The organism is Streptomyces sp. NPDC049597 (assembly GCF_040675505.1).
Lineage (GTDB): Bacteria > Actinomycetota > Actinomycetes > Streptomycetales > Streptomycetaceae > Streptomyces.
Genome location: NZ_JBFAOY010000026.1, coordinates 1 through 19,121, shown reverse-complemented (window position 1 = coordinate 19,121; position 19,121 = coordinate 1). Strand labels below are relative to the sequence as shown.

Sequence of the window (19,121 nt, the reverse complement as noted above, 5' to 3'; positions counted from 1 at the left end):
AAGCGCAGCGCTTCGTGCCTGTGCCCGCCGGAAACGGCGGCCCTCGTCGTGTCCCCGGCTCCTTACGGCAGGATGTGCACCATGCCCAGCGCAGAGGAGACGAGCGTGTACGAGGACCGCCGCGGCGCCCTGCCCGCACGGCGGGACAGTCCTGACGTGCGCCCCACACGGCGTGACAGGATCGCCGCGGCCGGCAGCGAGCTGATCGGTGGCCCCGCGGGCCGCTGGGCCCGGCGCGGCGGCAACGGCCCGCTCACACCCGTGCGCGTCATCGCCTTGGTGGCGATCGGCATGTTCGCGCTCGGCATGGTGCAGAAGCTGCCCTGCTACAACTGGGCCTGGTTCAGGGGCACCAGTTCGCAGTACACCCATGCCTGCTACTCGGACATCCCGCACCTGTATCTCGGCCGTGGCTTCGCCGATGGGCGCCTTCCGTACTTCGACCGGCTGCCCGGCGACATGGAGTACCTCGAATACCCGGTGCTGACGGGCCTGTTCATGCAGGTCGCCTCCTGGGTCGCCGATGCCGCCTCCTGGCTCGGGCTGTCGGGCGACGACATGATGCAGCGCGAGCAGCTGTACTGGCTGATCAACGCGGGAATGCTGCTGGTCTGCGCGGCCGTCATCGCCGTGTGCGTCGCCCGCACACACCGCCGCCGTCCGTGGGACGCGCTGCTGGTGGCGCTGGCACCCGCCTTCGCGCTGACGGCCACGATCAACTGGGACCTGCTCGCGGTGGCCCTGACGGCCTCGGCGATGCTCATGTGGTCGCGCAGCAGGGTGCTCGCCGCAGGCGTCCTCATCGGCCTGGCGACGGCCGCCAAGTTCTACCCGTTCCTGCTCCTCGGGCCGCTGCTGGTGCTGTGCTGGCGCGCGGGCAGGTGGCGCGAGTTCCTCACGACGGCCTTCGGGGCCGTGGCGGCGTGGCTCGTGGTCAACGTGCCCGTCATGCTGCTGGCGCCGGAGGGGTGGAAGAAGTTCTACACCTTCAGCCAGGAGCGACCGGTCGACTTCGGTTCGTTCTGGCTGATCATCACTCAGCGCACCGGTCGCTCGATCGAGGCGGAGACGGTCAACACGTACGCGATGCTCCTGACGATCGTCGCGTGCGCCGGTATCGCCCTGCTGACTCTCACCGCACCGCGCAGGCCCCGGTTCGCGCAACTGGCGTTCCTGGTCGTCGCCGTGTTCGTCCTCACCAACAAGGTCTACTCACCGCAGTACGTCCTGTGGCTGATCCCGCTTGCGGCGCTCGCCCGTCCGCGCTGGCGGGACTTCCTCGTCTGGCAGGCCTGCGAGGTCATGTACTTCCTCGGCATCTGGATGTACCTCGCGTACACCACCAGCGAGAAGCACCAGGGGCTGCCGCCCGAGGGCTACCAGCTCGCGATCGCCCTGCACCTGCTGGGCACGCTCTACCTGTGCGCGGTCATCGTGCGGGACATCCTCATGCCCGAACGCGACGGGGTGCGGACCGACGGCTCGGACGACCCGTCCGGCGGAGTGCTCGACGGGGCCGAGGACGTGTTCGCCCTGGGGCGTTCGGCCCGGCGGCGACGGCATGCCGCGCAGACCGTGGAGGGGCCGCGGGTGGAATGGGGGATGGAGCCCGCCAGGACGGGGCAGGGCCAAGGGGCTCAGCCGTCCGCCTGACGGCCTCGCGGAATCCGCGTCCGGCGGCAGGCAGCGCCGAGCGCCCTCCCGGTCGACGACCGGGCGTCCTTGCCTACCGGTCGACGAGGCGGTCGAACTGCGTGGTCGTGTGCCGCAGATGGGCGACGAGCTCGTCGCCGACCCTGGGCTCCTCGGCGTCCGCCGGCACGAACAGGATCGAGACCTGCATGTGCGGCGGTTCGGCGAACCAGCGCTGCTTGCCCGCCCACACGAACGGCGACAGGTTGCGGTTGACCGTCGCGAGGCCGGCACGGGCCACGCCCTTGGCGCGCGGCATCACGCCGTGCATCGCCTTGGGCGCCTCCAGCCCCACACCGTGCGACGTGCCGCCGGCGACGACGACGAGCCAGCCGTCGGACGCGGCCTTCTGCTGCCGGTAGCCGAAACGGTCGCCCTTGGAGACGCGCGTCACGTCCAGGACCGCCCCGCGGTACTGGGTCGCCTCGTGGTCGCCGAGCCACAGACGGGTGCCGATCCGGGCGCGGAAGCGGGTCTGCGGGAACTGCTGCTGCAGCCGGGCCTGTTCGTCGGCCCGCAGGTGGCTGACGAACATCGTGTGCAGCGGCAGGCGGGCGGCACGCAGCCGGTCCATCCAGCCGATGACCTCCTCGACTGCGTCGGAGCCGTCCGTGCGGTCCAGCGGCAGGTGCAGCGCGAAGCCCTCGAGCCGCACGTCCTCGATCGCGGCGTGCAGATGGCCGAGCTCCTGCTCGGTGATGCCGTGGCGCTTCATCGAGCTCATGCACTCGATGACGACCCGTGCCCCGACCAGGGCGTGCACACCGTCCACCGAGGACACCGAACGGATCACCCGGTCGGGCAGCGGCACCGGCTCCTCACCGCGCCGGAAGGGTGTGAGGACCAGCAGGTCGCCGCCGAACCAGTCCTTGATCCGCGCGGCCTCGTACGTCGTGCCGACCGCGAGCATGTCGGCGCCGAAGCGGGCCGCCTCGTCGGAGAGGCGCTCGTGGCCGAAGCCGTAGCCGTTGCCCTTGCAGACCGGGACCAGTCCCGGGAACTGGTCGATCACGGACTTCTGGTGCGCCCGCCAGCGCGCGATGTCGACGTAGAGGGAGAGCGCCATGACCGGCCCGGAACCTTTCTGGTGGCTGCGTATCAAAGACAGGTACGAGATTACGGAGTCCTTCGCGCCGCCGGAGCGGTCAGCGGCGTCCTCAGCGGCGCGACATGTAGATGTCCAGCGCCTTGTGGAGCAGCTTGTTCAGCGGGAAGTCCCACTCGCCGACGTACTCGACGGCCTCGCCACCGGTGCCGACCTTGAACTGGATCAGGCCGAAGAGGTGATCCGTCTCGTCGAGCGAGTCGCTGATGCCCCGGAGGTCGTAGACGGTCGCGCCCATGGCGTAGGCGTCGCGCAGCATCCGCCACTGCATCGCGTTCGAGGGCCGGACCTCGCGCCCGATGTTGTCGGAGGCTCCGTAGGAGTACCAGACGTGTCCGCCGACGACGAGCATGGTGGCCGCGGACAGGTTCACGCCGTTGTGCCGGGCGAAGTACAGGCGCATGCGGTTGGGGTCCTCGTTGTTGAGGACGGTCCACATGCGCTGGAAGTACGACAGCGGGCGCGGCCGGAAGCGGTCCCGCTCGGCGGTGATCTCGTACAGGCGCTGCCACTCGGCGAGGTCCTCGTAGCGGCCCTGGACCACCTCGACGCCGGCCTTCTCGGCCTTCTTGATGTTGCGGCGCCACAGCTGGTTGAAGCCCTTGAGGACGTCGTCCAGCGACCGGTTGGCCAGCGGCACCTGGTAGACGTACCGCGGCTGCACGTCGCCGAAGCCGGCTCCGCCGTCCTCGCCCTGCTGCCAGCCCATCTTGCGCAGGCGGTCGGCGACCTCGAAGGCCCGGGGCTCGATGTGCGTGGCCTCGACATCGCGCAGGCGCTTGACGTCGGGGTCCTGGATGCCGGCCTTGATCGCGGGGGCGTCCCAGCGGCGGATGACGACGGGCGGCCCCATCTTGACCGAGAAGGCGCCCTGGTTCTTGAGGTGCGCCAGCATCGGCTGCAGCCAGTCGTCCAGGTTCGGGGCGTACCAGTTGATGACCGGGCCCTCGGGGAGATACGCGAGATACCGCTTGATCTTGGGCAGCTGGCGGTAGAGCACCAGGCCGACGCCGACCAGGTCGCCGCTCTTGTCGAACCAGCCCAGGTTCTCCGAGCGCCACTCGGTCTTCACGTCCGCCCACGCCGGGACCTGGCAGTGACTCGCCGAGGGCAGGCTCTGGATGTAGGCCAGATGCTGCTCACGACTGATGGTCCTCAGGGTCAGGCTCATGCGGGGCGCTCCTCGGCAGGTGTGTCCCCATGGGTACAGGGGCTCCGGCTCTCGCGCCGAAGCCTACTGGTCCGAGGAGGCGCTCCGAATGGCTGTACGCAAGAGCGGGCCGGTCGCGGCCCGCTCCCGGTGCGCTGTGCGTCAGCCGAGGACTCCGCCGAAGAGGCCGCCGTGCGCCATGCCGAGGAAGAAGCCCACGGCCGACGCTCCGAGGCCGATGATCAGCAGGAACCGCTCGCGTGTGGTCGCCGAGATGAACTGGCCGTACGCGCCCGTGACGATTCCGATGAGGCCCGTCCACGAGCTCAGCAGGTGGAGGTGGTGGAACATCGCCGTGATGAACGCGATGGCACCGAGCACCAGCGTCACCGCCATCAGGGTGTCCTGAAGCGGATGTGGCTTGCCGTCCGTGGCGAGGAGAGAGGCGGGGGACTGACGTCGCATTGCATGTGCCATGAGGCACCTCCTGGCTGTGCCGGAAGGCGGCGCATGGTAGCGCCGCGCGCACCCGATGTGTACAGATTGCGGCCATCCGCCACCGGATTTCAACCGGAAGCCGGGGTGCAGGTACTCTGTACGGTCTGCACCGGTGTCTGCCCAGGCCAGGACGCGATCTCCGCTCGTCGAGCCGGGATTGTCAGTGGCGGCCGATACCGTTGCTCACGCATCACGACCCTCCTGCCACGGAACGACCGTGGCCGCTGAGTCCAAAGGAGGTGGGTTCCACATGCGTCACTACGAGGTGATGGTCATCCTCGACCCCGATCTCGAGGAGCGCGCTGTCTCCCCGCTGATCGAGAACTTCCTCTCCGTCGTCCGTGAGGGCAACGGAAAGGTGGAGAAGGTCGACACCTGGGGCCGTCGTCGTCTCGCTTACGAGATCAAGAAGAAGCCCGAGGGCATCTACTCGGTCATCGACCTGCAGGCCGAGCCTGCGGTCGTCAAGGAGCTCGACCGCCAGATGAACCTGAACGAGTCGGTCCTCCGGACCAAGGTCCTCCGTCCCGAGACCCACTGAGCACCTAGCTCAGAGGTCATCGGGTTCGAGTAGCAGCAAGCAGCCAGAAGCAATCCCCGCCGAGAGGTACCCCCAATGGCAGGCGAGACCGTCATCACGGTCGTCGGCAATCTCGTCGACGACCCCGAGCTGCGCTTCACCCCGTCCGGTGCGGCGGTCGCGAAGTTCCGCGTCGCGTCCACTCCCCGCACCTTCGACCGGCAGACCAACGAGTGGAAGGACGGCGAGAGCCTGTTCCTGACCTGCTCGGTCTGGCGGCAGGCGGCGGAGAACGTCGCCGAGTCGCTCCAGCGCGGCATGCGCGTCGTCGTGCAGGGCCGCCTGAAGCAGCGGTCCTACGAGGACCGCGAGGGCGTCAAGCGCACGGTCTTCGAGCTGGACGTCGAGGAAGTCGGCCCCAGCCTCAAGAACGCCACGGCCAAGGTCACCAAGACCACCGGTCGCGGCGGCCAGGGTGGTTACGGCGGCGGCCAGCAGGGCGGCGGCGGCTGGGGCGGCGGCCCCGGTGGTGGCCAGCAGCAGGGCGGCGGCGGTGCACCCGCCGACGACCCCTGGGCCACGAGCGCGCCGGCCGGCGGCGGCCAGCAGGGCGGGGGCGGCGGCTGGGGCGGAAGCTCCGGCGGTTCCGGCGGCGGCTACTCGGACGAGCCTCCCTTCTAGGGCAGCTCGTACCCCCACTTCTTGATCACACAGGAGAATCACCATGGCGAAGCCGCCTGTGCGCAAGCCTAAGAAGAAGGTCTGCGCGTTCTGCAAGGACAAGACCGCGTACGTGGACTACAAGGACACGAACATGCTGCGGAAGTTCATTTCCGACCGTGGCAAGATCCGTGCCCGCCGCGTGACCGGCAACTGCACGCAGCACCAGCGTGACGTCGCCACGGCCGTCAAGAACAGCCGTGAGATGGCGCTGCTGCCCTACACGTCCACCGCGCGATAAGGGAAGGGTGACCGAGACATGAAGATCATCCTCACCCACGAGGTCTCCGGCCTCGGCGCCGCAGGCGACGTCGTCGACGTCAAGGACGGCTACGCTCGCAACTACCTGGTCCCGCGCGGTTTCGCGATCCGCTGGACCAAGGGTGGCGAGAAGGACGTGGCGCAGATCCGCCGCGCCCGCAAGATCCACGAGATCGCGACCATCGAGCAGGCGAACTCCGTCAAGGGCCAGCTCGAGGCCGTGAAGGTGCGCCTGGCTGTTCGCTCCGGCGAGGCCGGCCGCCTGTTCGGTTCCGTCACCCCGGCCGACATCGCTTCGGCGATCAAGGCTGCCGGTGGTCCGGAGGTCGACAAGCGTCGCGTCGAGCTCGGTTCGCCGATCAAGACCCTGGGCTCGCACCAGGTGTCCGTGCGTCTGCACCCCGAGGTTGCCGCGCAGCTCGGCGTCGAGGTTGTCGCCGCCTGATCAGCGCGCTCGACTGAGCGGTAGGAAGGGCCGCACCCCTCGGGGGTGCGGCCCTTCTGTCGGTCCGGCGCGGTGGTGCGATCACGGTTGTCTGCAGCGCGGTACCGCGTGCCCTACCGGATGTTTCACGTGAAACGTCAGCGCGTCGCGCCGGTCACGATCCAGCGTCCGGACCGGGCCCGCCACCACAGCGTCAGCAGCCGCACGGTCATCATCAGGGTCATGGCCCACCACAGCGCGGTGAGGCCGCCGCCGACGGCGGGCACCAGAAGGGCCACGGGCGCGAACACCGCGAGGGTGACGAGCATGGCCCAGGCGAGATACGGGCCGTCCCCCGCCCCCATCAGCACCCCGTCCAGGACGAAGACCACTCCCGCGATCGGCTGGGAGACCGCTACGACGAGAAGCGCGGGAAGAAGCGTGTCCCGGACCGCCTGATCGCCGGTGAACAGAGGGATGAACAGCGGGCGCGAGACCACGACCAGGATGCCCAGGATCACGCCCGCGGCGATTCCCCACTCCACCATGCGGCGGCAGGCCTGCCGTGCTCCCTCGGCATCGTTCGCACCGAGGTAGCGCCCGATGATGGCCTGCCCGGCGATCGCGATGGCATCGAGGGCGAAGGCCAGCAGACTCCAGAGCGACAGAACGACTTGGTGTGCCGCGATGTCGGTGTCGCCGAGGCGGGCTGCCACTGCCGTGGCGATCATCAGGACCGCCCGCAGTGAGAGCGTGCGGACCAGCAGAGGGACGCCGGCCTGGGCACTCGCCCTGATCCCGGCCGCGTCGGGGCGGAGCGAGGAACCGTGCTCACGGGCTCCGCGCACGACGACGACGAGGTACGCGACGGCCATCCCGCACTGGGCGGCGACGGTGCCCCATGCGGAGCCGGCGATGCCCAGCCCGGCGCCGTACACCAGTCCTGCGTTCAGTGCTGCGTTGGCCGTGAATCCGCCGATCGCCACATAGAGCGGTGTCCGCGTGTCCTGGAGGCCCCGCAGGACACCGGTCGCCGCGAGCACGATCAGCATGGCCGGTATGCCAAGGCTGGAAATGCGCAGGTAGGTGATCGCATGCGGCGCCGCCGTCTGTGATGCGCCGAAGAGATCCACCAGCGAGGGGGCGGTCGGGAGGGTCACCGCTACGACGGCGATTCCCAGGAAGAGCGCGAGCCAGATGCCGTCCATCCCCTGACGGATCGCCGAGGGAAGGTCGCCTGCGCCGACACGGCGGGCAACGGCGGCGGTGGTGGCGTACGCCAGGAACACGAAGACACTGACGGCCGTCATGAGCAGGGCAGCCGCGACGCCGAGACCGGCGAGCTGGGGCGTGCCGAGGTGGCCCACGACGGCGCTGTCGACCATCACGAACAGGGGCTCGGCGACCAGGGCGCCGAAGGCGGGGACGGCGAGCGCGATGATCTCTCGGTCATGGCGTCGACGGCGCACCTTGGGGGTCACGGAGGCCTGGGTCATGGCCCCAATCTAATCGTCCACAGGTAAGAGATGCAATGCGCATGTGTCCCTTACCACTCACGGGTCCGGCCGTCACCCCGTGCGTCGTTTGTTCTGATCTTGGTCCGGTGGCGAAAGTTTTTCTCCCCCACAGCCAGTGGACGGAAAAAGACCAGCTCAGAGGTCATGTGGTGGGCTGGGTGCGAGTTTGTCCACAGTGCTGTCCCCCGGTCCGTGCACAGGTTCAGAAGACTTCTCCACAGCATCTGGTCGCTCGTCCACAGGGCCTGTGGATAACCAGATTGGCTGACGGTGCCGACGGGCCTACCGTGGACCGTCGCCCGACGCGCGCAAGCGGAGTCAGGCGACTCGTTTTGTCAGTGTCGTGCCGTAGAAAGAGTGCCACGGCAAAGGTCCGCGGAGCGGACGGGAGGAGGTGGCCGCGGGTGAGCATTTCCGAGCCCTTGGACGACCCGTGGGCGGCCGAGAGTCCCAGTGACCGGCTTCCCGCCTCCCGCCGCCGCGGCAGCGACACCCGCCGTGAGGACCAGCACGACCGCGGCCGGGAGAGCACCGGCTGGGACAGCGGTCCCGGCTTCGAGCGGGTGCCTCCGCAGGACCTCGACGCCGAGCAGTCCGTTCTCGGCGGCATGCTGCTGTCGAAGGACGCCATCGCCGACGTGGTCGAGATCATCAAGGGCCACGACTTCTACCGGCCGGCGCACGAGACCGTCTTCCAGGCGATCCTCGACCTCTATGCCAAGGGTGAGCCGGCCGACCCGATCACGGTCGCGGCAGAGCTGGTCAAGCGTGGGGAGATCACCCGCGTCGGCGGGGCCCCCTATCTGCACACGCTGGTCCAGTCGGTGCCGACCGCGGCCAACGCGTCGTACTACGCCGAGATCGTCCATGAGCGGGCGGTGCTGCGCAGGCTCGTGGAGGCCGGCACCAAGATCACGCAGATGGGATACGCGGCCGACGGCGACGTGGACGAAATCGTCAACTCCGCCCAGGCCGAGATCTATGCCGTCACCGAGCAGCGGACCAGTGAGGACTACCTGCCGCTCGGCGACATCATGGAGGGCGCTCTCGACGAGATCGAGGCGATCGGCTCGCGCAGCGGTGAGATGACCGGTGTGCCCACGGGCTTCACGGACTTCGATTCCCTGACGAACGGCCTGCACCCGGGCCAGATGATCGTCATCGCCGCCCGTCCCGCGATGGGCAAGTCGACTCTGGCCCTGGACTTCGCGCGTGCGGCCTCGATCAAGAACAACCTGCCCAGCGTGATCTTCTCCCTCGAAATGGGGCGCAACGAGATCGCGATGCGTCTGCTGTCGGCAGAGGCCCGTGTGGCGCTCCATCACATGCGCTCCGGGACGATGACGGACGAGGACTGGACCCGCCTGGCGCGCCGGATGCCCGACGTGTCCCAGGCCCCGCTCTACATCGACGACTCGCCCAACCTGTCGATGATGGAGATCCGTGCCAAGTGCCGCCGCCTGAAGCAGCGCAACGACCTGAAGCTGGTGGTCATCGACTACCTCCAGCTGATGCAGTCGGGTGGCTCCAAGCGAGCCGAGAGCCGCCAGCAGGAGGTCTCGGACATGTCGCGAAACCTCAAGCTCCTGGCCAAGGAGCTGGAGATCCCGGTGATCGCGCTCTCCCAGCTGAACCGTGGCCCCGAGCAGCGCACGGACAAGAAGCCGATGGTTTCGGACCTGCGTGAATCAGGTTCGATCGAGCAGGACGCCGACATGGTCATCCTGTTGCACCGCGAGGACGCGTACGAGAAGGAGTCCCCGCGCGCGGGCGAGGCGGACCTGATCGTGGCGAAGCACCGTAACGGCCCGACGGCCACGATCACGGTGGCGTTCCAGGGCCACTACTCGCGCTTCGTGGACATGGCTCAGACGTGATGCGCCGTTGCACGGCCTCAGACGTGGTGTTCTGATCCAGCTCGGATGTCGGCACATGCGTGCGCTGACACCGACGGGCAACCGCCCGGCCCCACTCGAACGACCGGACGGCCTGGCGTCAGGGCGTACCTGGTCAGAGGGGCTGGAGCCGGGCGTGCAGGAGGCAGAAGACGTTGCCCTCCGGGTCGGCCAGGACGTGCCAGTTCTCGGTGCCGGTCTGGCCGACGTCGACGGGCTTGGCGCCGAGAGCGAGCAGCCGCTCCAGCTCCGCGTCCTGGTCGCGGTCGGTGGCGTTGACGTCGATGTGCAGTCGGAGTTTCCCGGTCGGCGGGTCGCTGCTGGGGCTGAGGATGAGGATGGGCTGCGGGCCGCCGAAGCCGGCGTCGGGCGGCCCGATCTCGATGCTTCCGTCGTCCTCCCGGCCGAGTTCGACGTAGCCGAGGACCTCGCTCCAGAATGCGGCGAGCCGTTCGGGATCGGCGCAGTCGAGGACCAGCTCACTGATGCGGCATGCCATGCCCGGGAGTGTACGTAGACAACCCGAGAGCTGTCAGAGGTCCTGCTCGGTCGGCACGTGGGGCCGGAACAGGCGGCGTACCGGCAGGGGTTCAACGGCACCATGGCCTGCATGCGGAGTGAGCACCACTGCCTCAATGCCCTTGTGGACCCGCTTAATCGGGTCGACGGAGCGCCCGTGCACCGATAGACCTGCTGCATGACCTCATCCCGGGAAGAGCTGCTCCCCACCACCCGCAGGGCGCTCCTGCACCGCATCGCCGTAGCGCAGAGCGAGGGACGCGCCCCCTCTCTCGTCGGAGCCGTGCTGAGGGACGGCCGTCCGGTGTGGACAGGCGCGCGTACCTGCGTCGACGGACACGCACCCGACGCCGATACGCAGTACCGCATCGGCTCGATCACCAAGACCTTTACCGCGGTTCTCGTGATGCGGCTGCGTGACGAGGGGCTGCTGGATCTGAGCGATCCGCTGGAGAAGCATCTGCCCGCCACGGATGTCGGAGAAGTGACCATCGCTCAGCTTCTCGGTCACAGCGCGGGGTTGAGCGCCGAGTCTCCGGCACCCTGGTGGGAACGGACTCCCGGCACTCTGCGCCCCGAACTCGCCGATGTCCTCGGCGACCAGACACGGATGCACCCTCCCGGCCGTCGGCACCACTATTCCAACCCTGGCTACACGCTTCTCGGATCACTCGTCGAAGCCGTACGCGGCGTTCCGTGGGAGCAGGCCCTCCAGATGGAGATCCTCGACCCGCTGGGGCTGACCCGGACGAGCGCGCAGCCGCGAGCGCCGCACGCGGGCGGCTGGGCCGTCCATCCGTGGGCCGATGTCATGCTTCCCGAGCCCGTCGAGGATCTGGGACTGATGGCCCCCGCCGGACAGTTGTGGTCGACCGCGACGGACCTCTGTCGTTTCGCCTGGTTCCTCGCCGAGGGTGACGACCGGGTGCTGAGGGCTGCCTCCGTGCGCGAGATGCGCATCCCGTCGGTGCCCGCAGAGGCCGGAGACTGGAACAGCACCTATGGCCTGGGCATGCAGATCGTCCGCAACGAGGGGCGCACACTCGTCGGGCACTCGGGCTCCCTACCGGGGTTTCTCGCAGGGCTGTGGGTGAGCGTGGAGGACGGCGTCGCCGCCGTGGCGCTGGCCAATGTGACGTCAGGGCCGCTCGTGAGCACCGTAGCCGCCGATCTCGTACGCATCGTGGCGGATGCCGAGCCCCGGATGCCCGCGCCATGGCGACCGCTGCCCGACGTCGACCAGGAGCTGCTGAACCTCACAGGTCCCTGGTATTGGGGTACCTACGCCTACGCGCTGCGCCTTGTCGGCGATCGCGGTGTCGACCTGGAGCCTCTGCGCGGGGGCGGCCGGCGGTCTCGCTTCGTGGCCGGGCCCAAGGGGGAGTGGACGGGGCTGGACGGCTACTTCGCAGGGGAGACGCTCACGGTGGTCCGCCGTGAGGACGGATCGGTGAGCCACCTGGACCTCGGATCGTTCGTGTTCACGCGTGAGCCCTACGAACAGGGCGACGCGGTGCCCGGTGGTGTGGACGAGGACGGATGGCGCGGGCTCTGATCCCTGGACGTTTCACGTGAAACGGGCCGACCCATGCCAGACGGGTCGGCCCGTTCTCACCGCCGGGCGGGCAGCGCCTCCTGTGCTCAGAGGGTCAACTTGAACCCGATGTGGGAGGGCTCGAAACCGAGGCGCTCATAGAAGCGGTGGGCATCGGTTCGGGTGGCGTCGGACGTGAGCTGGACCAGTTGGCAGCCCAAGCCGCGGGACTCCTCGACGGCCCACTCGATGAGCCGGGTGCCCAGCCCGCTGCCGCGCTCGTCGGCATGGATCCGTACGGCCTCGATGATCGAGCGGGTCGTGCCACGCCGGGAGAGGCCAGGGATGATCGTCAGCTGGAGTGTGCCGACGACTTGGCCGTCCCGGACGGCGACGATCGGGTGCTGGTGGGGGTCGGCGGCCAGTCGCTCGAACGCGGTGATGTACGGAGCGAGGTCGTCGGGCGACTCGCGCTGCGTGCCCAGCGGGTCGTCGGCGAGCAGCGCCACGATGGCCGGGATGTCCTCGGCGACCGCCCGGCGTATGTGCAGATCACTCATGATCCGCAGACTACGCGGGGACCCGCAGCTCTTCGACGGTCTTGACGAGCGGAGCGAGCTCGGGATTCTTGGCGGCTTCGTCGAGCGCCTCGCGCAGAGCGGTGTCGTTCGTCGGTCGCGCCTCGGCGAGCAGAGCCAGACCGGCTTCGGTGACATCGGTGTAGATGCCACGGCGGTCCGTGTCACAGAGGTAGCGGGTCAGCAGTCCACGGTCCTCGAGGCGGGTGACCAGCCGGGTCGTGGCGCTCTGGCTGAGAACGACAGCGTCGGAGACCTGCTTCATCTGCAGATGCCCGCCCGGCCCGTTGTGCTGTCGGCTGAGCACGTCGAGCAGCGAGAACTCGCGCATGCTCAGCCCGTGCCGGGACTCCAGAGCCCGCTCGATGTGCGCCTCGATCTTTCCGTGCAGCAGCGAGAGGGCGCACCAACCCTGTGCGAGGGCTGTGAGGGCGGGGTCGGTCGCAGTCATCTGTCTCCTCCTCGGTGCCGTTCGGGGCTCCCTCTCAGGGTAGACGATGAGTGCAATAGTCCGCGCTTGCAATTATTGAGCGGTTGCAAGTAATTCCTGGCTGGGCTGCATCCCGGCGTCGGCGGATGACGTACTGCCGTCGCAGTGGGAGGGGACGATCCTCAGCCCGCCGCGACGGTCAGCGGTGCGAACCGGCGGGTCCAGTCGCCCGGCAGCGCCGGGATGGCATAGGTCATCACCGCGTTGAAGGCGACCGGCTCCAGGCCCTGTGACTTCACCCAGGTGAGCAGATGCTCGTGGCGCACATCGATGTCCGTGCGCAGCGGGCGGTCCGTGTTCGCCGCGAGTGAGGTGATCAGGGCCTTTGCCGTATCGGTGTCCTTGGCGATCAGGGGGCCGACGACGTGGGTCGCCATGTTCGGCCAGGCAGCCGCGTATCCGGTCAGCGCGCCGTCCTGCTCCGCCACCCGGAGCTGGTCGGCGAAGGCCGGGAGGCGGGTGATCATGTGGGTCCGGTCCACGCCGAAGACCTCGGCGTCCAGGCGTACCAGCGCGGGCATGTCTTCCGCTGTCGCCGGACGGGTCGGCACTGTGGCAGCCGGGTCGGTGGCGGTGAAGTGACCCCGGACCATCTCCGCCCGACCGGTGGTGACGAAGCCCAGTTCCTCGTAGAGCGGCTGCCCATGGGGAGTGGCGTGAAGAGTCAGGGGAGTCTCCCCGGCCTCTGCCAGTACATGCTTCATCAGTCGGCGCCCGATGCCCTGACGGGCGAATCGCTCGGCGACGAGCACCATGCCGATCGCGGCGAGCCCGGGGCCGTACGACGTCAGCACGCAGGCGGCCACCAGTCCCTTGCCCGCCGGATCGTCGATCCCGTACCCGGTGCCGGCCGTCAGCAGCAGACCCCACTTGTGATCCTCGCGTGGCCAGCCGCGGTCCTCGGAGAGGTCGGCACACGAGACGAGGTCATCGATGGTCAGGCGCCTGATGGGCAGCTCGGAGAGCGGAGTCGACATGGGGTCAGGCTGTCTGACGCACTGATCCTCCGTCCACCGCTTTAGGGGAAGTGACGACGCCCCGCCCGCTGCGACCACGCCGGGTGGTTCCCCACGGCTTCAGTACCGAAATCACCGTCATGAAGAGGTAGGCCGCCAGTGACACGGCGGGCCCCATCACGAGGTCACGCGGATCGGCGACCACGGCACCCGAAGCGACACTCCCGGCAGCCTCGTTGACGCCTGGCCGAAGGGCGAGGACCGAAGCGGTGGTCGTCGCCAGCGTCAGCCAGAACTTGATGAAGACCCACCAGTGGCGGGCGAGGCCCCACTTCGTCCCGAGGGACAGGACGAGGCCGCTGAAGAGCGTGAGGAAGGCGAGCGTAAGTACGAGCCAGTCGGTGAAGACCTTCATGGAGAGGTAGGAGGCCTCGATCGCCGGTACTGAGCCGGTGGTGAAGGCAGTGAGTGCAAGCGCGAGCAGGCCGAGAGTGAGCCCGAGCCAGCCCGCGGATGCGGCGACATGGACGACAAGGATTCCCCGGCGGACGGGGCGCTTGAGTGGTTTCACGTGAAACACAGTGCCGGGCAGCCGTGTGCCGGTCGTCCGACAGCGGGAGTAACCGTGGGTACTGGCGTCGGCGTACACGAGCCCACGGACGTATGAACGGCGCGTACGGCGTGAAGATCGCGGACCGGGTCTGTGCAGAGTCCGGGGTTGGCCTGGACGGGTGTCTTGCATACGGTGGTTCCATCTCCGCGGGACCCGGGAGTCCATCCGGGGCGCACCAGGAGTGGGAGGGCAGGAGCTCCGGACGATCCGGATGCAGAGACATGGGGGCATTGGAGCCTAATGGGAAAAGGGGTTCGGCTGCCCGGACTTTCGGCTCTTTGTCCCAGTTCCGGGAATCGACTGCCATGCTGCGACAGTGGGCGTCCCGACAGAGTCTTCATCGGAGGTAACTCGTCCTGATACAGAGCACGGCCGTGGCAAGGACGAGTTGCGGCAGTGCTGGACAGCGCAGGTAAGTGCGGCACGTTCCTGCTGACGGGCGTGCGTGAACCGACCGGAAGATGTTCGAGGCGAGGCACACCATGGAAGCTCCGGCCAGCAGGTCGGCCGACAACGGCGGGTCAGGCGACAACAGCGGAGGCGGTTGGTTCACCCCTCGCAGGCAACCGGCACGGCCCGGTGGGGCGACCGGGGTCGAGGGTGCACCCACTGACTCGCGACCTGGCCGGGAAGGGCAGGACGGCCGGGCGGAGGACGGCGGGCCGAGCCGGCCCACGGCCGTTCCGACGCGCCCTGTGTCGGCGATACGCCCGGTCGGTTCCGGTTCGTCCCGCCGCAACCGGCCGCGGCTGTCGGTCGTACGGGACGTACCGTCGACACCCCCCGAAGAGCCCGATACCGAGCGGCCGACAGCGGCCGCGGAGCCGGACCAGGACCCGGCCGCCGCACCGGGCACCGCATCCGGGGCCGATGCCCCGGGCGCATCCGCACCTGACGCCGAGCCCGAGCACTCCCGGCCCGCCGCCGGCCACGATCCGGCCCATGGGGCACCGGAACCGAAGGACATCCCGGCCCGGCAGGCGCCCTTTGGCACGAGCGACGTGCCGGCGCCGGGTACGGCCCAGGGCATCCCTTCCCAGCGCACGCACCACGCTGCCGCACCTGATGCCGCCCCCGCGGCCCACGACGCCCATGCCTCCGGTAAGGACCACGCCGACCCGGCCGGGCAGCCCCATGACTCCGCGCCCGCCGAGTCCTCCGCGTCCCCCGACGCCGTGCTGATCCGCCGGAGCATGGCCGAGATCGCGCCCGTGGCCGACCAGGTCACCTCGTACTTCTACGCCCTGCTCTTCGTCCGCCATCCCGAGCTGCGGTCCCTGTTCCCGGTCGCCATGGACACCCAGCGCGACCGGCTGCTCAAGGCGCTGCTGACCGCGGCCGAGCACATGGACAACGCGGCGGTGCTGACGGACTACCTCCGCAACCTCGGCCGCGGCCACCGCAAGTACGGGACACAGCCCGCCCACTACCCGGCCGTCGGTGAGGCCCTGCTCGGCGCCCTGACGCGGTACGCGACGACCACGTGGGACGCCGAGACCGAGGCGGCCTGGGTGCGCACATACACGACGATCTCCCAGATCATGATCGACGCGGCGGCCGAGGACGAGCAGCACGCCCCTGCCTGGTGGGATGCCGAGGTCGTCTCGCACGACCTGCGGACCCCGGACATCGCGATCATCACGGTCCGTCCGGACCAGCCGTACAAGTTCCTCGCCGGGCAGTACACGAGCCTGGAGACGCCCTGGTGGCCCAGGATCTGGCGGCACTACTCCTTCGCCGGCGCCCCCCGCCCCGACGGGCTGCTGTCCTTCCACGTCAAGGCCGTGCCGGCGGGCTGGGTCTCCAACGCCCTGGTCCACCACGCCAGACCCGGGGACGTGCTGCGGCTCGGACCGCCCGCCGGGTCGATGACGGTCGACCACACCACCGACAACGGTCTGCTCTGCCTTGGCGGCGGCACCGGCATAGCGCCCATCAAGGCGCTCGTCGAGGACGTGGCCACCCATGGCGAGCGGCGCACCGTCGAGGTCTTCTACGGGGCGCGCTCCGACCACGACCTGTACGACATCGACACCATGCTCCGGCTGCAGCAGACGCACCCCTGGCTGTCGGTCCGCCCGGTGGTCGACGACCGCGCGGAGTTCCCCTCGGCCGTGCGGGACCTCGGCCGGTACGGGCCGTGGCACGGCTTCGACGCCTATATCTCCGGGCCGCCCGGGATGATCCGCAGCGGTGTGCACGCGCTCCGCGGCATCGGCATCCCGTACGACCGGATCCGCCACGATTCCCTGGAAGAACTCGTGGCGGCGGCCGACTAGGCGACGCGACGCGGCGCCGTCGTGGGCGTCAGCCCAGATCGGGTGCGTGCATCGCCCGGACGCCCTCGATGTTGCCGTCCAGGTAGTGGCGCAGGGAGAGCGGCACCAGGTGGACGGCGGCGATCCCGACCCTGCTGAACGGGACGCGTACGATCTCGTACTCCCCGCAGGGCTCGTCGACCTCCGGACCGTGCCGCAGCGAGGGGTCCATGGACTCCAGGCGGCAGACGAAGAAGTGCTGCACCTTCACTCCGGTCACGCCGCCGTCGGCGATGTGCTCGACCGTGTCCACGAAGCACGGCACCACGTCAGTGATCTTGGCCCCGAGCTCCTCGTGGACCTCACGATGAAGGGCGTCGACGACGGTGGCGTCCTCCGGCTCGACGCCTCCGCCCGGCGTGAGCCAGTAGGGGTCGACACCGGGCTTGGTGCGCTTGATCAGGACGAGGTCGTTCCCGTCGAGCAGAATGGCGCGTGCGGTGCGCTTGACCACTGGTCGTTCGGTCATGGCAAGAGAGTGGCCCATGTCGCCGCTTCTGAAACTCCTCCGGGCCCCTCGCGAGCCGCGCCTCACCAGCCTTCAGCCGCGCGCAGCAGCTCCTCATGGGCCCGCGCGACATGGGGGTGGGCCAGTGTCCCGGTGCGTATGACGAGGAAGTACGTGCGCAGCGGGGGCACGGGAGGGTCGAGGAGCGTGACGACCCGGCCGTGCCCGAGCGCGTCCTCGCACAGGTAGCGGGGCAGGACGGCGAGGCCCGCGCCGGCGGCGGCGGCCTCCAGGACCGCGCGCAGGTCCGGTGCGATGACAGCGCCGGCGTCGGCCGGAGGGGAGTCGAAGACGGCGTGCCAGTAGCGGGATACGAGGGGCAGGGACTCGTGCACCTCCACGACCGGCAGCTGCGCGAGGACCGCAGGGCCCTTGCGGAGCACGTCCGGTCCCAGCTGGGCCGCCCACCGAGGGGCGGCGACGAGGACGTGCTCCTCGTCGCACAGGGCGGTCGAGGTCAGCAGCCGTCCACGGGGCCGCGTGGTGGCGATGGCGACGTCGTGGTGGCCGGCGGCGAGACCTTCGAGGGTCTCCTCGGCGTTGCCGAACGAGGTGCGCAGAGCGAGGCCCCGGCCGATCAGCGGGGTGAGGGCGGGCAGGGCGCGCAGGGCGGTGAACTCGGGCGGTCCGGCGAGGTGGATCGTGCGGGCCGGCGACTCGTCGTCGAGTCCGGCCTCGGCGATCTCCAGGAGGGCGTCCAGATGCGGGGCGGCCCGGTGGGCGAGCTCGTCTCCGATGGTGGTCGGGGTGACACCGCGGGCCCGGCGCAGGAACAGAGGGCGGCCGAGCTGTCGTTCGAGCGTGCGTATCTGGCCGGTGACGGCCGGCTGGGACAGGCCGAGCAGCGCCGCGGCGCGGGTGAAGGAACCGGCCCGGTGCACAGTGACGAAGGTGCGCAGCAGGGCCAGATCCATGCCATGTCCCTCCTGATCCGACGTTGCGCCCGAACCCGGCCAACTATAAATAAGTCGATAGGTATCTGTCGTCAGCGTGATTGGACACTGACGCACAGTCAACTAGCCTTGAACGCAACGGTTCTCGGCGCGCAGGAACCGGAACGGTCCGAGTCGCGAGGGGGGAGGCTCGGACCGTTCACCGAAGCCGGCCGGTCGTCCACGGTGTCCGTCCGGCCGGGCCGGGCGTCCGGAGCGCCTGGCCAGGGCCGTCAGCGGGCGGCCGCCTCGTCCAGCGCCCGCAGCACGTCGGGCACCAGGTCCTGGGAGTCCTCCGCGCCGGCGGAGAAGCGGACGAATCCCTCGGGGACGGCGTCCCCGCCCCAGCGCCCCCGCCGCTCGGCCGTGGAGCGCACCCCGCCGAAGCTGGTGGCGTCGTCGACGAGCCGCAGTCCGCCCAGGAAGCGCTCCGCGTGCGCGCGGTCGGGCAGAACGAAGGAGACCACGCACCCGAAGCGCCGCATCTGCCGGGACGCGATGTCGTGCGAGGGGTCGGTGGCCAGTCCCGGGTAGCGCAGGCCGGTCACCTCCGGCCTGGTGCCGAGGGCCTGCGCGAGCGCCAGGGCGTTCGCGCACTGCCGGTCGGCGCGCAGGTGCAGGGTGGCGAGCGAACGGTGGGCGAGCCAGGCCTCCATCGGGCCCGGAATGGCCCCGACGATCTTCCGCCAGCGTCGCACGCCCGCCGCCAGGGCGGTGTCGCGGCAGGTCACATGACCGAGCAGGAGGTCGCCGTGCCCCGTCATGCCCTTGGTGTCGCTCGCCACCGAGAAGTCGGCGCCGAGGTCCAGCGGCCGCTGCCCGAGCGGGGTGGCGAGCGTGTTGTCGACGGCGACGAGCGCGCCGACGGCGTGCGCGGCCTCGGTCAGGCGC

The 19,121-nt window shown here is 69.5% G+C and carries 20 protein-coding genes; 8 read left to right on the top strand and 12 right to left on the bottom strand.

Features of this window, described 5'->3' with window-relative positions:
* Window positions 1–81 precede the first annotated feature (81 nt).
* Window positions 82–1,653 (top strand): glycosyltransferase 87 family protein, encoded by a 1,572-nt coding sequence (locus tag AB0K02_RS25690; RefSeq protein ID WP_365994882.1) that lies wholly within the window; start codon window positions 82–84, stop codon window positions 1,651–1,653.
* A 73-nt stretch (window positions 1,654–1,726) separates the two neighbouring features.
* Here the strand turns inward: AB0K02_RS25690 and AB0K02_RS25685 are convergent, their stop codons facing one another.
* From AB0K02_RS25685 to AB0K02_RS25675, 3 genes are all read right to left on the bottom strand, one after another.
* Window positions 1,727–2,758 (bottom strand): alanine racemase, encoded by a 1,032-nt coding sequence (locus AB0K02_RS25685; RefSeq protein ID WP_365994881.1) that lies wholly within the window; start codon window positions 2,756–2,758, stop codon window positions 1,727–1,729.
* A gap of 91 nt (window positions 2,759–2,849) precedes the next feature.
* Entirely contained in the window at window positions 2,850–3,968 is a 1,119-nt protein-coding gene (locus AB0K02_RS25680; RefSeq protein ID WP_365994880.1) for a peptidoglycan bridge formation glycyltransferase FemA/FemB family protein, read from the bottom strand.
* 141 nt (window positions 3,969–4,109) lie between these two features.
* Window positions 4,110–4,424, bottom strand: a complete 315-nt coding sequence (locus AB0K02_RS25675) for a hypothetical protein (protein WP_365994879.1) — start codon at window positions 4,422–4,424, stop codon at window positions 4,110–4,112.
* 271 nt (window positions 4,425–4,695) lie between these two features.
* On the opposite strand from AB0K02_RS25675, the gene rpsF reads away from it, so the two are divergent.
* The 4 genes from rpsF to rplI all read left to right on the top strand — a co-directional run bounded on the left by rpsF (window position 4,696) and on the right by rplI (window position 6,391).
* The gene (rpsF, locus tag AB0K02_RS25670; protein ID WP_004950685.1) at window positions 4,696–4,986 is read left to right on the top strand and encodes a 30S ribosomal protein S6; all 291 of its coding nucleotides are present in this window, start codon (window positions 4,696–4,698) and stop codon (window positions 4,984–4,986) included.
* A 75-nt stretch (window positions 4,987–5,061) separates the two neighbouring features.
* Window positions 5,062–5,646: a single-stranded DNA-binding protein gene (locus tag AB0K02_RS25665; protein WP_365994878.1), complete on the top strand. Its 585-nt coding sequence runs from the start codon at window positions 5,062–5,064 to the stop codon at window positions 5,644–5,646.
* 43 nt (window positions 5,647–5,689) lie between these two features.
* Entirely contained in the window at window positions 5,690–5,926 is a 237-nt protein-coding gene (gene rpsR / locus AB0K02_RS25660) for a 30S ribosomal protein S18 (RefSeq protein WP_005315025.1), read from the top strand.
* 18 nt (window positions 5,927–5,944) lie between these two features.
* Window positions 5,945–6,391 (top strand): 50S ribosomal protein L9, encoded by a 447-nt coding sequence (gene rplI, locus AB0K02_RS25655; protein ID WP_365994877.1) that lies wholly within the window; start codon window positions 5,945–5,947, stop codon window positions 6,389–6,391.
* A 137-nt stretch (window positions 6,392–6,528) separates the two neighbouring features.
* On the opposite strand, the gene AB0K02_RS25650 is transcribed toward rplI, so the two are convergent.
* Window positions 6,529–7,866: an MATE family efflux transporter gene (locus AB0K02_RS25650; RefSeq protein ID WP_365994876.1), complete on the bottom strand. Its 1,338-nt coding sequence runs from the start codon at window positions 7,864–7,866 to the stop codon at window positions 6,529–6,531.
* A 425-nt stretch (window positions 7,867–8,291) separates the two neighbouring features.
* Between AB0K02_RS25650 and dnaB the strand changes: the two genes are divergently transcribed.
* Window positions 8,292–9,764, top strand: coding sequence for a replicative DNA helicase (gene dnaB, locus AB0K02_RS25645; RefSeq protein WP_365994875.1), 1,473 nt, complete (start codon window positions 8,292–8,294; stop codon window positions 9,762–9,764).
* 133 nt (window positions 9,765–9,897) lie between these two features.
* Here dnaB and AB0K02_RS25640 read toward each other — a convergent pair whose 3' ends face one another.
* Window positions 9,898–10,281 (bottom strand): VOC family protein, encoded by a 384-nt coding sequence (locus AB0K02_RS25640; RefSeq protein ID WP_365994874.1) that lies wholly within the window; start codon window positions 10,279–10,281, stop codon window positions 9,898–9,900.
* 198 nt (window positions 10,282–10,479) lie between these two features.
* On the opposite strand from AB0K02_RS25640, the gene AB0K02_RS25635 reads away from it, so the two are divergent.
* Window positions 10,480–11,856, top strand: coding sequence for a serine hydrolase domain-containing protein (locus AB0K02_RS25635; protein WP_365994873.1), 1,377 nt, complete (start codon window positions 10,480–10,482; stop codon window positions 11,854–11,856).
* An 86-nt stretch (window positions 11,857–11,942) separates the two neighbouring features.
* Here AB0K02_RS25635 and AB0K02_RS25630 read toward each other — a convergent pair whose 3' ends face one another.
* The 4 genes from AB0K02_RS25630 to AB0K02_RS25615 form a co-directional block, all read right to left on the bottom strand.
* On the bottom strand, window positions 11,943–12,395 hold the full coding sequence (locus AB0K02_RS25630; protein WP_365994872.1) for a GNAT family N-acetyltransferase: 453 nt from the start codon (window positions 12,393–12,395) through the stop codon (window positions 11,943–11,945).
* A gap of 10 nt (window positions 12,396–12,405) precedes the next feature.
* Window positions 12,406–12,864 (bottom strand): MarR family transcriptional regulator, encoded by a 459-nt coding sequence (locus AB0K02_RS25625; protein ID WP_365994871.1) that lies wholly within the window; start codon window positions 12,862–12,864, stop codon window positions 12,406–12,408.
* Between the two features lie 161 nt (window positions 12,865–13,025).
* Entirely contained in the window at window positions 13,026–13,880 is an 855-nt protein-coding gene (locus AB0K02_RS25620; RefSeq protein WP_365994870.1) for a GNAT family N-acetyltransferase, read from the bottom strand.
* 4 nt (window positions 13,881–13,884) lie between these two features.
* Window positions 13,885–14,430, bottom strand: coding sequence for a DUF2269 domain-containing protein (locus AB0K02_RS25615; protein WP_365994869.1), 546 nt, complete (start codon window positions 14,428–14,430; stop codon window positions 13,885–13,887).
* Between the two features lie 524 nt (window positions 14,431–14,954).
* Between AB0K02_RS25615 and AB0K02_RS25610 the strand changes: the two genes are divergently transcribed.
* On the top strand, window positions 14,955–16,751 hold the full coding sequence (locus tag AB0K02_RS25610) for a globin domain-containing protein (RefSeq protein ID WP_365994868.1): 1,797 nt from the start codon (window positions 14,955–14,957) through the stop codon (window positions 16,749–16,751).
* Window positions 16,752–16,779: 28 nt separating this feature from the next.
* Here the strand turns inward: AB0K02_RS25610 and AB0K02_RS25605 are convergent, their stop codons facing one another.
* From AB0K02_RS25605 to AB0K02_RS25595, 3 genes are all read right to left on the bottom strand, one after another.
* Window positions 16,780–17,259, bottom strand: a complete 480-nt coding sequence (locus AB0K02_RS25605; protein WP_177149290.1) for an NUDIX hydrolase — start codon at window positions 17,257–17,259, stop codon at window positions 16,780–16,782.
* Window positions 17,260–17,321: 62 nt separating this feature from the next.
* The gene (locus tag AB0K02_RS25600; protein WP_365994867.1) at window positions 17,322–18,212 is read right to left on the bottom strand and encodes a LysR family transcriptional regulator; all 891 of its coding nucleotides are present in this window, start codon (window positions 18,210–18,212) and stop codon (window positions 17,322–17,324) included.
* 251 nt (window positions 18,213–18,463) lie between these two features.
* Window positions 18,464–19,121: PLP-dependent transferase (locus tag AB0K02_RS25595; protein WP_365994866.1), on the bottom strand; the 658-nt coding region annotated here is incomplete at its 5' end.

Excerpts from the sequence above, each read along its gene's own strand:
- AB0K02_RS25690 (WP_365994882.1), top strand. The coding sequence starts at position 82 with ATGCCCAGCGCAGAGGAGACGAGCGTGTACGAGGACCGCCGCGGCGCC.
- AB0K02_RS25685 (WP_365994881.1), bottom strand. The coding sequence starts at position 2,758 with ATGGCGCTCTCCCTCTACGTCGACATCGCGCGCTGGCGGGCGCACCAG.
- AB0K02_RS25680 (WP_365994880.1), bottom strand. The coding sequence starts at position 3,968 with ATGAGCCTGACCCTGAGGACCATCAGTCGTGAGCAGCATCTGGCCTAC.
- AB0K02_RS25675 (WP_365994879.1), bottom strand. The coding sequence starts at position 4,424 with ATGGCACATGCAATGCGACGTCAGTCCCCCGCCTCTCTCCTCGCCACG.
- rpsF (WP_004950685.1), top strand. The coding sequence starts at position 4,696 with ATGCGTCACTACGAGGTGATGGTCATCCTCGACCCCGATCTCGAGGAG.
- AB0K02_RS25665 (WP_365994878.1), top strand. The coding sequence starts at position 5,062 with ATGGCAGGCGAGACCGTCATCACGGTCGTCGGCAATCTCGTCGACGAC.
- rpsR (WP_005315025.1), top strand. The coding sequence starts at position 5,690 with ATGGCGAAGCCGCCTGTGCGCAAGCCTAAGAAGAAGGTCTGCGCGTTC.
- rplI (WP_365994877.1), top strand. The coding sequence starts at position 5,945 with ATGAAGATCATCCTCACCCACGAGGTCTCCGGCCTCGGCGCCGCAGGC.
- AB0K02_RS25650 (WP_365994876.1), bottom strand. The coding sequence starts at position 7,866 with ATGACCCAGGCCTCCGTGACCCCCAAGGTGCGCCGTCGACGCCATGAC.
- AB0K02_RS25640 (WP_365994874.1), bottom strand. The coding sequence starts at position 10,281 with ATGGCATGCCGCATCAGTGAGCTGGTCCTCGACTGCGCCGATCCCGAA.
- AB0K02_RS25635 (WP_365994873.1), top strand. The coding sequence starts at position 10,480 with ATGACCTCATCCCGGGAAGAGCTGCTCCCCACCACCCGCAGGGCGCTC.
- AB0K02_RS25630 (WP_365994872.1), bottom strand. The coding sequence starts at position 12,395 with ATGAGTGATCTGCACATACGCCGGGCGGTCGCCGAGGACATCCCGGCC.
- AB0K02_RS25625 (WP_365994871.1), bottom strand. The coding sequence starts at position 12,864 with ATGACTGCGACCGACCCCGCCCTCACAGCCCTCGCACAGGGTTGGTGC.
- AB0K02_RS25620 (WP_365994870.1), bottom strand. The coding sequence starts at position 13,880 with ATGTCGACTCCGCTCTCCGAGCTGCCCATCAGGCGCCTGACCATCGAT.
- AB0K02_RS25610 (WP_365994868.1), top strand. The coding sequence starts at position 14,955 with ATGGAAGCTCCGGCCAGCAGGTCGGCCGACAACGGCGGGTCAGGCGAC.
- AB0K02_RS25605 (WP_177149290.1), bottom strand. The coding sequence starts at position 17,259 with ATGACCGAACGACCAGTGGTCAAGCGCACCGCACGCGCCATTCTGCTC.
- AB0K02_RS25600 (WP_365994867.1), bottom strand. The coding sequence starts at position 18,212 with ATGGATCTGGCCCTGCTGCGCACCTTCGTCACTGTGCACCGGGCCGGT.